Annotated in this window: 12 protein-coding genes; 8 read left to right on the top strand and 4 right to left on the bottom strand. The window is 58.5% G+C overall.

The genetic code is table 11. The features are described 5' to 3' along the window. The first annotated feature begins 14 nt into the window (after positions 1-14). A complete protein-coding gene (locus J8Z22_RS08355; RefSeq protein ID WP_035416390.1) occupies positions 15-908 on the top strand; it encodes a L,D-transpeptidase family protein in 894 nt (297 codons plus the stop codon). Between the two features lie 17 nt (positions 909-925). On the opposite strand, the gene J8Z22_RS08360 is transcribed toward J8Z22_RS08355, so the two are convergent. Next, positions 926-1,183 carry an Lpp/OprI family alanine-zipper lipoprotein gene (locus J8Z22_RS08360; protein WP_028114790.1) on the bottom strand — a complete coding sequence of 86 codons (258 nt, stop codon included), beginning with the start codon at positions 1,181-1,183 and terminating at the stop codon, positions 926-928. Between the two features lie 237 nt (positions 1,184-1,420). Between J8Z22_RS08360 and J8Z22_RS08365 the strand changes: the two genes are divergently transcribed. Further along, on the top strand, positions 1,421-1,900 hold the full coding sequence (locus J8Z22_RS08365; protein ID WP_252010041.1) for a histidine phosphatase family protein: 480 nt from the start codon (positions 1,421-1,423) through the stop codon (positions 1,898-1,900). Here J8Z22_RS08365 and J8Z22_RS08370 read toward each other — a convergent pair. Beyond that, on the bottom strand, positions 1,897-2,226 hold the full coding sequence (locus tag J8Z22_RS08370) for a hypothetical protein (RefSeq protein ID WP_156897135.1): 330 nt from the start codon (positions 2,224-2,226) through the stop codon (positions 1,897-1,899). The two genes, J8Z22_RS08365 and J8Z22_RS08370, sit on opposite strands and share 4 nt — an antisense overlap. Positions 2,227-2,394: 168 nt before the next feature. Continuing rightward, positions 2,395-2,817 carry a nickel-responsive transcriptional regulator NikR gene (gene nikR, locus J8Z22_RS08375; protein ID WP_169629329.1) on the bottom strand — a complete coding sequence of 141 codons (423 nt, stop codon included), beginning with the start codon at positions 2,815-2,817 and terminating at the stop codon, positions 2,395-2,397. Positions 2,818-3,029: 212 nt separating this feature from the next. Between nikR and J8Z22_RS08380 the strand changes: the two genes are divergently transcribed. The 6 genes from J8Z22_RS08380 to J8Z22_RS08405 all read left to right on the top strand — a co-directional run bounded on the left by J8Z22_RS08380 (position 3,030) and on the right by J8Z22_RS08405 (position 11,010). Next, positions 3,030-3,857, top strand: coding sequence for an ABC transporter substrate-binding protein (locus tag J8Z22_RS08380; RefSeq protein WP_252010044.1), 828 nt, complete (start codon positions 3,030-3,032; stop codon positions 3,855-3,857). Beyond that, a complete protein-coding gene (locus tag J8Z22_RS08385) occupies positions 3,854-4,846 on the top strand; it encodes an iron ABC transporter permease (protein WP_252010045.1) in 993 nt (330 codons plus the stop codon). Before J8Z22_RS08380 ends, J8Z22_RS08385 begins: the two co-directional genes overlap by 4 nt. Further along, on the top strand, positions 4,833-5,576 hold the full coding sequence (locus J8Z22_RS08390) for an ABC transporter ATP-binding protein (RefSeq protein ID WP_252010047.1): 744 nt from the start codon (positions 4,833-4,835) through the stop codon (positions 5,574-5,576). The genes J8Z22_RS08385 and J8Z22_RS08390 overlap by 14 nt, the downstream gene beginning before the upstream one ends. Before the next feature lie 18 nt (positions 5,577-5,594). After that, positions 5,595-7,493 carry a TonB-dependent siderophore receptor gene (locus J8Z22_RS08395; RefSeq protein WP_252010049.1) on the top strand — a complete coding sequence of 633 codons (1,899 nt, stop codon included), beginning with the start codon at positions 5,595-5,597 and terminating at the stop codon, positions 7,491-7,493. Between the two features lie 9 nt (positions 7,494-7,502). Further along, a complete protein-coding gene (locus J8Z22_RS08400) occupies positions 7,503-8,249 on the top strand; it encodes a PIG-L deacetylase family protein (RefSeq protein ID WP_252010051.1) in 747 nt (248 codons plus the stop codon). 331 nt (positions 8,250-8,580) lie between these two features. Continuing rightward, the gene (locus tag J8Z22_RS08405; RefSeq protein WP_252010053.1) at positions 8,581-11,010 is read left to right on the top strand and encodes a TonB-dependent siderophore receptor; all 2,430 of its coding nucleotides are present in this window, start codon (positions 8,581-8,583) and stop codon (positions 11,008-11,010) included. Between the two features lie 106 nt (positions 11,011-11,116). Here the strand turns inward: J8Z22_RS08405 and J8Z22_RS08410 are convergent, their stop codons facing one another. Then, positions 11,117-14,164 carry a molybdopterin dinucleotide binding domain-containing protein gene (locus J8Z22_RS08410; protein WP_252010055.1) on the bottom strand — a complete coding sequence of 1,016 codons (3,048 nt, stop codon included), beginning with the start codon at positions 14,162-14,164 and terminating at the stop codon, positions 11,117-11,119. Positions 14,165-14,173 lie beyond the last annotated feature (9 nt).

Here is a 14,173-nt window from a genome sequence, read left to right on the forward strand (position 1 = left end):
GATGAGGAGTGGCAATGAGAAAGGCCATACTGTGGCTGTGTGTGCTGTTAGGCTGGTCGACAATGGTATCCGCGGTGGTCTACCCCTTGCCCGAGCCGGGTCATCGGCTGGTGGGATTTTCCGTGACTCATGTGGTCAAGACCGGTGAGCACCTGGCGCCGATTGCCAAGCGATACGGTGTTGGCCTGTTGGCTCTGATGGAGCTCAACCCCGGAGTGGATCCGTTTTTACCTGAACCGGGGACCGAATTGGAGATCCCCTCCTACATGTTGCTGCCAGACGTGCCTCGTAAAGGGGTGGTGATTAACCTGGCTGAATTGCGGCTGTATTACTTTGATGATCACTTCGTCCATGTTTATCCCATAGGCATTGGCCGCATCGGCCACGACACCCCGCTGGGAGACACTGTCATCACCCATAAGCATCCCAACCCCAGTTGGACGCCTACCGCCAGTACCCGCGAGGAATACCTGGAGCAGGGCATCGAGTTGCCCAGAGTGGTGCCTCCGGGGCCGGATAATCCTCTGGGTCTGTTTGCGTTGCGGCTGGGGTTTGCCCAGGGACAGTATCTGATTCATGGCACCAACAAGGAGTTTGGGATCGGCCTGCGGGTCAGCGCCGGATGCATTCGGTTGTGGCCCAAGGACATCGAGGAGTTGTTTTCCATGGTGCCGGTTAAAACGCCGGTTCGGGTTATCAACCAACCTCTGAAGGTGGCTCGGGGACGGCAGGGGGAGATTTTGCTGGAGGTTCACGACCCGCTGAGCGTGGAGGCTCAGACCGACAAGCCGCTTAAGTTCAGTGATGACCAACTGAGGCTGATCCAACTGAATCATGTCAATCAGGAGTGGGTGACCCGAATGTTGAATGAGCGTTCTGGGGTGCCTAAAGTAGTGGGCTGGCCGTAAACCAGCCCACTCGGAGCTTACTTCTTGTAAGAAGTCGCAATGTTGTCAATGCGCTGGTTGGCTCGCATCGCTTCTGCTGCGGCGTCATCGGCGGCCGCTTTGGCGGCACTGATGTCGCGATCCTGACGTTGCTGATCAGCCTGAACGTCAGCCTGTAAGGAGTCCACCTTATTGGATAAAGCAGATACCTGCGCGGCCAGGTCGTCGTTGTTGGCACAGCCAGCAAGAAACAATGCCGAGGCAGCGGTTGCTACCAGTAATACCTTGGATTTCATATCCTCTCCTATAATATTCAGCACATCAGAGTGTGCCGGTGACAGTTTGGCACATTTTTCAGCATTTGCATGCAGCTGCGATCATTTATAACTCAAACAAGGCCGTTGTTATTCCTCGTTAATCGTTATTTTTGCGTCTGTGTAGTGTGAGGCTTTGGCCCGCGGCGTCACCTGGAGTCGGACGCGCTCAGTGGGCAATCTACACTTATTTGTGTGAGTCTGGGTTCGGGGAGGAGTATGCGTTTGATCCTGTTGCGGCACGCCAAGTCCTGCTGGAAGCAGGCCGGATTGGCGGATTGGCAGCGGCCATTAAGCCCTCGAGGTGTGAAAACCTTGCCGCAGATCGTTGCTCAACTGATGCGCTGGCGAGTGGTGCCGGATCGGATTTTGAGCAGCGATGCGGTGCGTACCCGGTTAACCACAAGTGCCATCAGTGAGGCTTTTGAGGATGTGCAGGTCAGTTTTAAGCCGTCATTGTACCTGGCCAGTGAAGCACAAATCCTGGCGATGATGGCGCGCAAGTTTTGTGCCGGACAGACGCAGATATGGGTGGGGCATAATCCAGGGATACAGCAGGTTGTCGAACACTTAGGTGGCGTCCAATTGGATAAGTTTGCCACGGGTTCGATGGCGATGATGAAGGTCAACAGCGATCTACGGCCCACCTCAGAACTGAAGTTGTGGAGCCCGAAAGGGGGAGAAAAACGTCTGGGTTAAGCGGCTCGCTTTTGCTTTTTGATGGCGCAGGCACACAAGCCTCCCGTCAATGCCGGGCAACGTTTGCAGGGGGTCTTCTTGTAAGGGCGACGGGCAAAGCTCATGGCGTCTTGAGTCAGCGGTCGAATCGCCACGACTTTAGGCTGCGGAGGCTGCTCACTCACCATCTCCTGCACCAGTTTGTCGGCCATCGCCTTTAGTTGCTTTTTGTCGAGTTCGATGACGCCGTTGGCGGCACTTTTCTTAACCTGTTTCAAGGAGTGCTTTAGGGCTTTTTTCAATGCTTTCGACTGGCGTTTCAGCTGCTTTTTTGTGCGCTTATCCATCATCGGTTCCTCATCGGTTTGCACCGATTCTAAATGATAACAATTCGCAGTCAATAGCTTTTCGAAAAGATGTGAACTGGAGAGGGATTGGGTTTGATCGCGTCTCCAGCCCTTGAAGGCAAAGCGTTTGGCGGAAATGGTTGTCCGGGTTTGAAAGGGGCTGATAAATCAAATAGTTTCGTCAGCCATTAGCGGAACCAGGTGCAGGCAGCCATTGAGAACGCCACTTTCACTGAGCTGAATGTTGGCAAACTGCTGCAGTTGCTCGGCGGTGCCTTCCAGGGCGATGGATTCCATTCGAAAGTGCTCATCCAGGCACACCAGCATGGTCGAGCGGACAATGCGATTGAACATATGTTGGTTGTCCATCAACCGTGTCACCAGCGTGCGTTTGCGCGTATCAAACACGTAGCTTAACGTGGCAATGCAGGGCGTGCCGGGATCCGTCTCCAGCAACTTGTCTTTGCGTTTTTCCCGAATCATATCCCGAAACAGCTCGCTGCGGTTGCGGTAGCCGCCGTCATCGGCCAGTTGGTCCAGTTCTGTCAGCAACTCAGTGTCCAGTGACACTGTAATTCGCTCTGTTCCCATGGTTTTTCTCCCCAAGTCTGCCGACATACTAATTTTAAATTCTTCACATTTTGTTGATTTTGATCATATCGTCAAGTTATGAACTTTATAAAGATCGTCATACTTTTTGGTGGGGCGATTTGATGCAACATAAATACCTGATAACGTTATTTTTATTTTTTACCTCCTTAGCCGCGCAGGGCGAAGTGTCTTGGCAAAACTGTGGCCAACCGATGGACCAGCATCGGCCTGCCGAGCGAATCATTGCGCTGAACCAGCATGCCACCGAAGCGTTGTTGACCCTGGGACTGGGGCCCAAGCTGATTGGGACCGCCTACCTGGATGAAGCGGTAAAGCCGGAACTGCAGCACGCCTATGAGGGCATTCCCGTGCTCAGTCGGGAGTACCCCAGTGCCGAGCAAGTGCTGTTGTCCGGGGCTGACTTGCTGGTGGCTGGGTTTGCCAGTGCCTACCGAGACATGGGCATTGGCCCCAGGCAGCGCTGGCAGCAAAGAGGCATGCAAACCTACCTGTTTGAATCGGTGTGTGCGCCGGAGGCGGTGGGCGTTGATTCTGTGTTTACCGATATGCGGCAGTTGGGTCGTCTCACTGGTACTGAAGATGTGGCCGAAGCCTGGATCGCCAGCCAGCGTCAGCGCCTGGCCGAGATTGCCACCCCACCGGCTCGGGCGCCGCGGATGCTGGTGTGGTTAAGAGAGTATGAACTGCCTTATGTGGCCGGCTGTTGCGGCATCGGCAATCTGCTCATTGAGGCCGCCGGCGGCGTTAATGTCGGTGCCGGTATCGGCCGTGCCTGGGGTCATCTCTCCTGGGAGGCGGTATTGGCCGCCCGGCCGGAGATCATCTTGATGGTGGACTCCAACTGGTCACCGCAACTCAAAAAACGCCAGTTTCTTCATCAATCTCCCTATCTGAGAAGTCTGTACGACTCTGGCCATCTGCACCTGGACACCCTGTCGTTCTCCGAGACGGTGGGGGGAGTGAGGATGATCGATGGCATCGATAAGGCTCACCGGGCCGTCATGGCGTGGCAGTCATGAGTACGGGTACTGGCGTGCATTGTCTGTGGTTGGTGCTGGGATTGTTGCTGGTGTCGCTGTGGGCCCTGACTCAAGGCGCAGTCTCCGTTCCTGTGGCACAGGCGTGGGAGGCAGTCTGGTCCGGCAGCGGCGATCCCTTGATTCGAGTCGTCATTGTCGAGATGCGTCTGCCGCGAGTGTTGCTGGCGGCATTGGTGGGGGCGGCGTTGTCGGTGGCTGGCGCGCTTACCCAGACGCTGGTTCGAAACCCGCTGGCGGATCCCTATCTGTTGGGGATTGCCAACGGTGCGGCCCTGGCGGCAGTCACCGGTCTGACCTTGGCCTGGTCATTGCCCACTCCGGTACTGGCGACGTTGGGGGCCCTGGCGGCGTTTGTCATGGTGATGTCGGTGGCCAGTTATGGCCGTTTATCCCTGTCCCCCTATGCGCTGATCCTGTGTGGAGTGGCCATCAGCGCCCTGGGGTCGTCGCTCACCACCCTGATGATGCTGCTGGGAGACGATCGTGCCCTGGGGCAGATCCTGCGCTGGTTAATGGGCTCCATGGCTGGCGCCGACCTAGAGCGATCGTTGCCGCTGCTGGTGGCCTTGCCGCTGGCGATGATCTGGCTGAGATGGCGAACGGTAAAACTCGACTTGATGTTGCTGGGGCAGGACAAAGCCCGTTCCTTGGGTCTGCATCCCCTGTTTGAGCGCCGGGCGGTGGCGGTGGTGATTCTGGTATTGACCGCGCTGTCGGTGGCGGCCGCCGGTGCGGTTAGCTTCGTGGGGCTGTTGGTGCCGCACCTGGCCCGCATGTGGGTGGGCGGCTTGCACCGACGTTGGTTGCCTGTGGTGGCGCTGCTCGGAGCGATGGTGACGGTTGGGGTCGACGGCTTGTGTCGTTTGCTGCTGGCGCCGGAAGAGTTGCCGTTGTCCGTCCCCATGGCGGTACTGACAGTGCCATTGATTTTACTACTGATTCGCAGGCAGGCCGATGCTGGAGCTTAATACCCTGGAGTTAAAGCGTGGTCACCGCCAACTGGTGACGGATCTGAGTCTGCAGCTGCCCTCGGGGCAGTGGCTGGGGCTGCTCGGGGCCAATGGCTGTGGCAAAACCTCGCTGCTGAAGAGCATTGCCGGCTTGTGGCCGCTGAGCCGTGGCCGAGTCTGTTTCGCCGGCGCCTCTCTGGCAGAGATGGCCCCGCTGGATCGGGCCGAGCAGGTGTCGATTCTGGTGCAGCACAATCAGCCCAGCGGCGGACTGACGGTCGAGCAGACCGTGGCGCTGGGCGCCAGTCCGGCCAGGGGATGCAACCGGGGCACCTTGGAGCAGGTGCTGCACGAGTGCGAACTGCTGGCCCTGCGACAACGGCCGCTGGACAGCCTCTCTGGCGGCCAGGTGCAGCGCACCATGATTGCTCAGGCGCTGCTGCAGGATACGCCGCTGCTGCTACTGGACGAGCCCGCTAACCACCTGGATGTGTATCACCTCTATACCACGCTGGCGCGCATTCGCCAGCGGCCAATGTCGGTGGTCGCCAGTTTTCACGACATGAACCTGGCGGCCCAGTGGTGCGACCGCTTGCTGCTGCTGGGAGAGGGCCGAGTGCTGGCCTACGGCACACCGGAGCAGGTGCTGACGCCGCCCCTGTTGCGACAGGCATTTCGTGTCGACACCGAGATTCATACCGGCACCGACGGACAACGTCAGGTGCGCATTCTGGGCGCAGCCCGATAACTAACCCCTGGAGAAAACATGTTAACCCCCCTGTTGTTGGCTGCCTCGTCGGTGGCCATGGAAGTGGACGAAGTGGTCACCGTAGAGTATCGGTCGTTAGAGGAAAACCTGGCCTGGGATCAGGCCGCACTGGGTGCGGAGTTGGTAGTCATCGATCGCGACCAGTTTGAGTCCATCGGTGAGGGCGACATCAATACCCTGCTGAATCAGTTTGTTCCCGGCCTGTTTGCGGTCGGGGCCAGAGGGCGTTACGACGCCGGTTATGCCTCGCTGCAGGGTTCGCGCAAGCAGGACATTTTGTGGTTGATTGACGGTAACCGCATCAATAACCGCCTCTATGGTGGCATCTACCTGGACAGCCTCAACCCCAACATCATCGAGCGCATCGAAGTGCTCAAGGGGGGCCAGGGGGTGGTGTTCGGCACCGAAGCCATTGCCGGGGTGATCAACATCGTAACCCGAAACTACCAGGGCGAAACCGAGGGCACTGTCTCCGTGGGTGGCGATACCCTGGAGACCGCCAGCGGCTCGCTGTTCTACACTACTGCCGTGGATGCCCTGGAGTGGTCGGTGTTTGGTTCGGCCACCACCAGTGAGGGCTACCAGTTGTGGCGGGATGAGGACATTCACTGGACCGCCGCAGATGACAAAAAACGCGGCTACACCGTCGCCAATGCCGGGACCAAGCTGCGATGGGTCATCAGCGATGCCAGCCAGTTGACGGTATTGGCCCAGTACAACCATGGCGACCTGGAGCGTTTGCGCACCTACGGCACCATCGACAGCAACAACGAGCGCCGGGAGCAGATCTACACCGCCGAGTATCAGTACCTGGCCAGCGATCAACTGCAACTGTTGCTCAAAGGCTATTACCACGGTTGGGACAGTTACTACACTCGCATCGACCAAAATGAAGCAGGCAAAGTGACTGTGGTGGACGACAACAGCTACTGGGGGTTTGAGGACTATGGCCTGAAGTTATCGGCCAAGCTGACCCAGGACAACGGTGACAGCTGGTTGATGGGCACCGAGTTTCAAAGTTACCGAGGCGAGGATGAGGTGATGGAGTTTGTCAGTGACACCGAGGTGGTACGGTCGCTGTTTGCCCAATACCGGCCGCGGTTTAAGGCCCTTGCCGACACGTCGATGGCTGTGGGGCTGCGCTACAGCGACATCGAGTCCGCCGGTGACAGCCTCAACTGGAGCCTGGGCGGCGAACATCGGGTCAATGCCCACTGGTTGCTGCGGGCATCGGCCGGCACCGGTTTTCGCCTGCCCAGCGCCGAAGAGCTGCACGCGGTGGAATGGGAAGGGGGGCGAGAAGGGAATCCGAATCTGAATCCGGAGCAGAGCCTGAACCTCAACCTGGGCCTGAGCTGGCAGCAGGATGCCTGGCTGCTGGAACCGACCCTGTTCTGGCGCCGGGTCGACGATCTTATCGGCGTTCTGGACAATAAGTACGACAACCTGGATAACCAAGTTGAGACCCAAGGGGCGGAGCTTAACCTGGCCTGGCAGGGCAGTGACCTGTGGCACTGGCAGGGGCATGTGACCTACGCCGACAGCCGAGAGAAAGGCAGCAGCGAGCAAATCGAAGAGGTGCCGAAGTGGTTGGCTTCGACCCGGCTGGAGCACACTCCCATCGACGCCCTTTCCCTGTACCTGTTTGTCTCCTACACCGGCGAATTTACCAGTAATTCCGCCGATGCCGGCGACTATTGGCTGCTGGAGTTGGGAGGCAGCTACCGCTGGGGCCAGCACCACACCCTGAGGTTGCGACTGGAGAATGCCTTAGATGAGGAGTACACCGTCGCCGTGTTTGATCCCGGCAAGTCGGTGCCGAATTCGGAGCAGGCGCCGAAACAGACGCTGGGGATCCCCAGAAACCTGCAACTGAATTATCAATATCAATTCTAGGAGAGTGTCATGAGTCAACGAATCTTGCTGCTGGGCGTCTACGGCATGGAGATGGTGGAGTGCGGCGGGGCGCTGGCCATCAACGCCGCCAATGGAGGCCACTCGTTTGCGTCCATCATGCTGGCCCGGCCGGAGATGCAGCGCGACCTGCACCAGGCGGCGGAGGTGCTCGGCGTCGAGCAGCTTTTCTTTAATGGCTTTGAGCGCGGTGGAGTCGATCTTCGGCGCGACTACAAACTGGCGCTGTGCCGGGTGATTAGGGAGACCCGCCCGGACATCATCATTACCCAGGACCCGCAGCACAGCTTTGAGGACCTTGATCCGGATCGGCGTCCGGCCATGGGGTTGATTCTGGAGGCCATTGCGCTGGCCGGACGGGACTATGGGTTGGAGGCGATGCCGGAACTGTCTCCACACCCGGTGGCCACCCTGTACTACATGTCGCCGTCTCGCCCCAATTGCAGCGTGTCGCTGGCGACCGTGTGGCAGAAAAAAGAGCAGGCGATGGACTGTCTGACCAGCCAGATGACGTTCTCCGGTCAGCATTTCAGCCAGCGTCTGTCCGAACAGGAACAGCAGGCTTTATGCCCAGGGTTTGCCGAGCTGCCATCCGATTACCACAAGGGCAGGGAGGTTCAACGAGCCATGGACAAGGCCTTGCACCTGCACACCGGCCTGGGCAGTCACAGCTGTTTTGCCTTGGCGGAACCCTATCGCCGCCAGGGGTTGTTTGAACTTAACGAACTGATGGCGTGAGGTTGAGCGGCGCCACTGAACGCGGTGGTGCCGCCTGTCGCATTTTGCGGTGACTCTGTGATCTTGATTGCTGCTAAGGTGCGATTCAAACAAATCTTTACTATGTTGCAACTTGGTGTTGAATGCCGTTTGAATCCACCTCGAGGCTCGTCTTTTCTCACCTTCTGTTAACAATTAATCAAAGGCATTTACTGAAATCGTTCTGTTTTCAATCAATAAAACCCCACCTATATCATGGTATTAGCCTGATCTGACCTGGCCTCTTCATGGTGCAAATTGAAATGGTAATGAGAGTTGTTACCATTCGCGCCAAATCAAGAAGAGGTTAGTGATGAAACAGTTTCGTTATTCAGTTTTGGCCGTTGCCTGTGCCTCGGCCCTGGCCGCCCCGGTAGCGATGGCACAAGAGGCCGCGACGGCCGAAGGTACAGAGACCATTACCGTGTATGGCCGTCAAAATCAGGTAGTGATGAACTCGGGTCTGGCCACCAAATCGGACATGTCGTTGATGGAAACCCCCGCCGCGGTGGTGGTGGTGGATCAGGAGCTGATTCAGGCTCAGGGGGCCGACAACCTTCAGGACCTGGTGCGTAACATCAGTGGCGTGACCCAGGCCGGTAACAACTATGGCATCGGCGACAACCTGGTGATTCGAGGCCTGGGGGCCAACTACACCTACGATGGCATGTACGGCGGTGCTGGGTTGGGCAACACTTTCAACCCGACTCGCTCTATGACCAACGTCGAGTCCATCGAGGTGCTCAAGGGCCCGGCAACCGGCTTGTACGGCATGGGCAGCGCCGGCGGCGTCATCAACCTGATTGAGAAGAAACCGGAGTTTGAGTCTGGCCACGAAGTAACCGTGGAAGCGGGGCAGTGGGACACCTATTCCCTGGCGCTGGACAGCACCGCCGGCATTACCGACAACCTGGCCTATCGGGTAGTGGCGAAAACCGCCCGCAGCGATGGCTATCGCGGCGTCGGAACCGACCGGGATGAAATCTACTCCTCGCTGAAATACCTGATCAGTGATAATCAGGATCTGATGTTGTCAGTGGCCTACATCAAAGACGCCATTGCCGTGGATTCTATCGGGCATCCGATCCGCATCTACAACGCCGAGTCCGTCGGCGGCAAGGGTGCCGGAGAGGTCAGCTGGGAAGATCTGATTAACGATCCCGACGGCACCGGCCTGCAACTGACCGACGAACAGCGGCAGCAGTTGGCCGACTCGCTGGCGGCCACCGATGGTCTGGAACCCTTTAACCTGGGGGATGCCGATCTGATCTCGCCCATGGCCAAGGACAACGAAGGGGAAGAGATTCGCTTCAAACTGACCCATAACATCGATTTCACGCCGAATCTGTTTTTGAACCAGCAGTTGCAATACCGCAACTACGACTCCGGTTTTGCCCGCCAGACCGGTGCCTACAACTACGTCTATTGGGACCGTCGCGGCACCATCAACGCCGACCCTCGGGCGCCGTTGGTGGAAGACGGGGTGTTGTATCCCTACGCTGCCCGTCGCCAGGAATACCGCAAAGTGGAAGCGGATGAGTCATCCTGGCAGTATTTCGCCGACCTTCGCTATGACTTTGAGTTGGGTGGCATCGACAACGAATTGTTGGTCAACGCCAACTACGAAGATCGTGACATCCGCTTTAAGCAGTACTCCATCTACGATGCCGACAAGAAGAATTACGATAAAGAGGGCAACCTCATCTATCAGGGCAGCCTGCCGTACATCTACGACATTCGTAACCCCAACTGGGGCAGCGGCAGTTTCGAAGATTACGATCCGCTGCTGACCGCCAACTACAACAAGACCGTCAGCGCCTGGGGCGTGGGTCTGCAGCATGTGGCGTACCTGGAGTATGGTTTTACCACCCGCATCGGCGTGGCGTTCAACGAGATTAAGCAAAGCTACGAGCATTTTGGGGTGGACCCGAGATACAGCGCCAGCCGCGCCGCCGCTACGGCCGAGAAGGACACCACCGACAACGGCGTCACCTATAACCTCGGCATTACCTACATGCCGACGGACAACCTGTCGTTGTTCCTGAACCACTCCAAGGGCCGCACCGCCTACAGCATTTTGGGCAGTATTGCCGGTGATGAATCTGACCGACAAGATTCCGAGTCCATCAGCAATGACTTTGGTATTCGCCTGAAGGCGTTTGATGACCAGATGCTGGCCTCTTTGGTGGTGTTTGAGAGTGCCAGGACCAATCTGGAGTACACCAACCCGCTGTACGATGAGGACAACCCTCAGCCCGGCGTGCCGGATACTCTGTATGACGGTGAAGAGGAAACCAAGGGGGTGGAGCTGGACCTGAATGCCCACCTCAACGAGCAGTGGATGATCAACCTCAACGGTGTCTATCAGGACGCCCGCGACAAAAAAGATCCTAACCGCGACAGCTTCGATACGCCTCAGAAAGGGATTCCAAAGATCACCGGCAGCGCTTGGGTTACCTATGCGGCGCAGTGGTTGGATCTTGCCAGCCCGCTGAAGCTGAGCCTGGGTGCCACTTACGTGGATGAGCGCAGCACCCACTCCAGCTCATTTGGTATTCCCGATGGCCACGTACCGGCCTACACCGTGGTAGACACTGCTCTGAGCTACGATGCCCAGGACTGGAAACTGCAGGTGAACGTCAACAATCTGTTCAACGAAGCCTACTACAGCAAGGCGATGTTCCTCGGCGGCATGCCCGGCGAAGAGCGTAACGTTACCGTTAGCCTCAGCTACCGGCTGTAATTGAACGCAATTAGGTTTAAGGGGAGCGCGAGCTCCCCTTTTTGGTGTGAGAGAGCCATAAAAGAAAGCCCCGTCTAAGGACGGGGCTGGCGGATGGAATTAAGGTTTAGGCGTTCACCTTTTCGATGCGCACCGGAATGCCGTGACGGCAGTTGGTGCCAGCATAATAGTCGTTGAGCATGCTGACTTCTCCGGGGCGGGTTGGATCGTGCGGCACCATCTGGTTAACCGCGGTACCGCCGCCACGATGGGGTAGCCCCTCGAGAACCTGGCCGTCGATGCTGCGGCTGTCGGCGCCATAGGCCTGCTTGTGACCAAAGGTATGGGATACGCACACGGCACCTTTGGCGACGCCACTGTCCGCCTGTACCACCCCTTCAGCCGGGGTGCCATTACCACTGATCACTCGAACCGTATCACCGTTTTTCAGCCCCTGAGCCGCAGCGGTTTCACTGTGCAGGTAGACGAAGTTGGTTGGCGTTAGCTCGGCACAGCGATCAAAAGCGGCGGAGTAGTTGGAACGCAGGGTTGGCTTGTAACTTGAGAACAGCAACGGGTAGTCGCTGACTGGCCAGTGCTGCTCCCAGCTGTCACCGTTCCAGAACCGGTTTGGTTGGTATACCGGGGTGCCAGGATAGTACTCGCCAGAGTGACAATGACGCAGCTGAGCCATATCGGCGTTGTAGATCTGCAGCAGTTTGCCGCCACCGCCATTAATGAAGTCACCGTCGTAGCGTTCGCCACTTTCGTAGTACCCGCCCCGGGATAGCAAGGCTTCTACCTGGGAGGCTTCTACATCGTTCAGGCGTGAACGCAGCGGCGTCATGGAGTAGTCCAGCGCAGCCCACTGACGATCTTCATCGCTGACCGCCGGCAGGGTGCTGCACTGGGCGGCAACGTTGGCCAGATAGCGGGCATGCCAGTCTTCAAATGCAAGCAGGTCGACCTTACGGCCGTCGGCGGCCGCAATGGCGCCTTTACCGAAGCCGGGCAGTGACATGGCCATGGCCAGGTCGATCACAAATTGCTCCATGCACACATGGTGGCCAGCGGCATTTTTCACGGTTCTTGGGGTGACCAGCGGCGCTCCGGCGACCACGCCCAGATTGAAGGCGCCCCACATGCGATCGGCGGCGTACTCTTCAAACATCACTCGATCAGGAATGAAATAGTCGGCGTAGCGGTTGGTTTCATTCATGTAGCAGTCGATGGCAACGAACAGCGGCAGTCGAGCCGGATCCGCCAGCGTCTGTTCCACCTTGTGATTGATGGAGGAGGCGCTGTACAGCGCATTGCTGCGCCAGTTCACCAAAGCCTTGGCACTGTAAGGATTGCCGTTGGTATGGGCGGTCAGGGCTTCGGCGGCATTGCCGGCGGCGTAGCCGGGGACCAGGTTGTGCCACATGTCGCTGGCGGGGTAGGGATTGTCGCCGCGAGCCAGCTTCTGTTGGTACTCGGTTGAGCCCTCGTAGGCGCCGGCACGACAGACGTTGATCACCTCGCTGGTGTCCACTTCACCATCAAAGCCACCGAGGTTGTAGTTGCCTTCAAAGCCCCAGTAGGCGCCGTTGCCGTAGATGGCGCCGCCCTTGGCGTCGTGGGCACCAATCAGGGTATTGAGGGTGGCAATCAGCCAGCCCATGATGATGGCATCGCCACTGTTGGCGCCGGTGTTGGTGGCCACACAGGCGCGGCGGCCATGATGGCTCAGATCTTTGGCCACCTGGCGGATTTCGGTTTCACTGATGCCACAGGCGTTAGCGTATTCGCTCAGAGAGGTGCGATCCGCTTCCTGTTTCAGCAGCGCCAGGGACGCGGCCAGTCGTACCGGTTGGCCATTGGCGTCGGTAAAGCTGGCGTCGGTGAACAGCTCCCCTTTCTGGGCTTTGTCTGCGGACACCAGCTGACCGTCGCTAACGACCACGGGCTCTTCGCCGCCGAGACCAAAGTCACTGGCCTTGGCCAGTTTTCGGTAGCCAGGGTGGGACTCGTCCATCACCACCAGGTGACAGGCGTTGGCGCGGTTAACTTCGCCCTTGGCTTTGGCCACCTCGGCGTTGGGGATCGACAGGAACTCGGCATCAAACCAGCCTTCGCTGAGCATGATCTGAATCAGGGCGAAGGCAAAGGCGCTGTCACGACCTGGTTTGATCGGCAGCCACTGGCCGCGCGTATCGTTGGCAACGGTGGTGCGCAGCAGCGGGTCGACACAGGTGTATTTGAGTTTGCGGTCGGTGCGGGCATCCGCCAGGCCGCGGCCAAGACGGTTGAGGCTGGCGCCGGAGGCCCCTGGGGCGGTTCCCAGGAACAGGGCGTACTCGACACTGTCCCAGTCAATGTCACTGAGTCCGGGTTCCAGCCCAGGGTTAAGGCCAATGCCGAAGCCGATGCCGGTGGGGGCGCCGCAATAGGCGTGCTTGGTGACCAGGTTGGCGGTGCCGTAGGCCTGGCGCATGAAGCGGGCGTACAGACTGCCGCGCAGGGTATCTTCTTCATTGAAGGTGGCAAACAGGCGGTTGGCTGCCGAGCCAAACTCCGGCTGACCGGGTACCGCTGGCTTGTCCAACTGGCGAATGGCCCTGAGACCGTCCACCTGACCTTCGCCAAACAGGTCGCCGCCGTCGAGGATCTCCTTCAGTGCCTGTTCGTAGCTGATGCTGATCCATTTGCCTTCACCGCGTTTACCGGCGCGCTTCAGCACCTGGGTCACCCGGCGCGGGTCGTCGACGCAGTTGACGCCACTGGCGCCTTTACCGCAGGTGGTGGCGCGGTTTTCCAGCCCCTGGTTGCCCGCCAGGGCTGCGTAGCTGTCGCGTACCGGCATGCTCAGGGGGAATGGCGAGCCCGAGTTGACCTCACAATAGGGGTTGCCACCGACCTTGAGAACGGTATCGCTGGCTTCATCAATGCGTACCCGCAGGCCACACATGTTGTTGCAGGTAAAGCAGCGGGTGTACATGGTGCGGATGCCGGCGGTTTTGCTGAGGCTGCCGTCGGCGGCCAACTGGGCTTCGGTTGGCAGAGGGTTGCCAAAACGTTTGTTGGTCTTACTGACCTTGAGGGCCGCAGGAGCGGTGTGGCTGCTGCAGGCGGTGCCGGTTGCGGCGGCGGCGGACACCAGTCCGGCGCGGGTGATAAAGGTTCTTCTGTCCATCTTCAGGTC

The sequence above is a fragment of the Ferrimonas sp. SCSIO 43195 genome (assembly GCF_023716685.1).
Lineage (GTDB): Bacteria > Pseudomonadota > Gammaproteobacteria > Enterobacterales > Shewanellaceae > Ferrimonas > Ferrimonas kyonanensis.

What these genes read in the sequence shown, in the direction of transcription:
- J8Z22_RS08390 (WP_252010047.1), top strand. Translation starts at nt 4,833, where the DNA reads ATGCTGGAGCTTAATACCCTGGAGTTAAAGCGTGGTCACCGCCAACTG.
- J8Z22_RS08365 (WP_252010041.1), top strand. Translation starts at nt 1,421, where the DNA reads ATGCGTTTGATCCTGTTGCGGCACGCCAAGTCCTGCTGGAAGCAGGCC.
- J8Z22_RS08385 (WP_252010045.1), top strand. Translation starts at nt 3,854, where the DNA reads ATGAGTACGGGTACTGGCGTGCATTGTCTGTGGTTGGTGCTGGGATTG.
- J8Z22_RS08370 (WP_156897135.1), bottom strand. Translation starts at nt 2,226, where the DNA reads ATGGATAAGCGCACAAAAAAGCAGCTGAAACGCCAGTCGAAAGCATTG.
- J8Z22_RS08355 (WP_035416390.1), top strand. Translation starts at nt 15, where the DNA reads ATGAGAAAGGCCATACTGTGGCTGTGTGTGCTGTTAGGCTGGTCGACA.
- J8Z22_RS08395 (WP_252010049.1), top strand. Translation starts at nt 5,595, where the DNA reads ATGTTAACCCCCCTGTTGTTGGCTGCCTCGTCGGTGGCCATGGAAGTG.
- J8Z22_RS08380 (WP_252010044.1), top strand. Translation starts at nt 3,030, where the DNA reads ATGGACCAGCATCGGCCTGCCGAGCGAATCATTGCGCTGAACCAGCAT.
- nikR (WP_169629329.1), bottom strand. Translation starts at nt 2,817, where the DNA reads ATGGGAACAGAGCGAATTACAGTGTCACTGGACACTGAGTTGCTGACA.
- J8Z22_RS08400 (WP_252010051.1), top strand. Translation starts at nt 7,503, where the DNA reads ATGAGTCAACGAATCTTGCTGCTGGGCGTCTACGGCATGGAGATGGTG.
- J8Z22_RS08405 (WP_252010053.1), top strand. Translation starts at nt 8,581, where the DNA reads ATGAAACAGTTTCGTTATTCAGTTTTGGCCGTTGCCTGTGCCTCGGCC.
- J8Z22_RS08410 (WP_252010055.1), bottom strand. Translation starts at nt 14,164, where the DNA reads ATGGACAGAAGAACCTTTATCACCCGCGCCGGACTGGTGTCCGCCGCC.
- J8Z22_RS08360 (WP_028114790.1), bottom strand. Translation starts at nt 1,183, where the DNA reads ATGAAATCCAAGGTATTACTGGTAGCAACCGCTGCCTCGGCATTGTTT.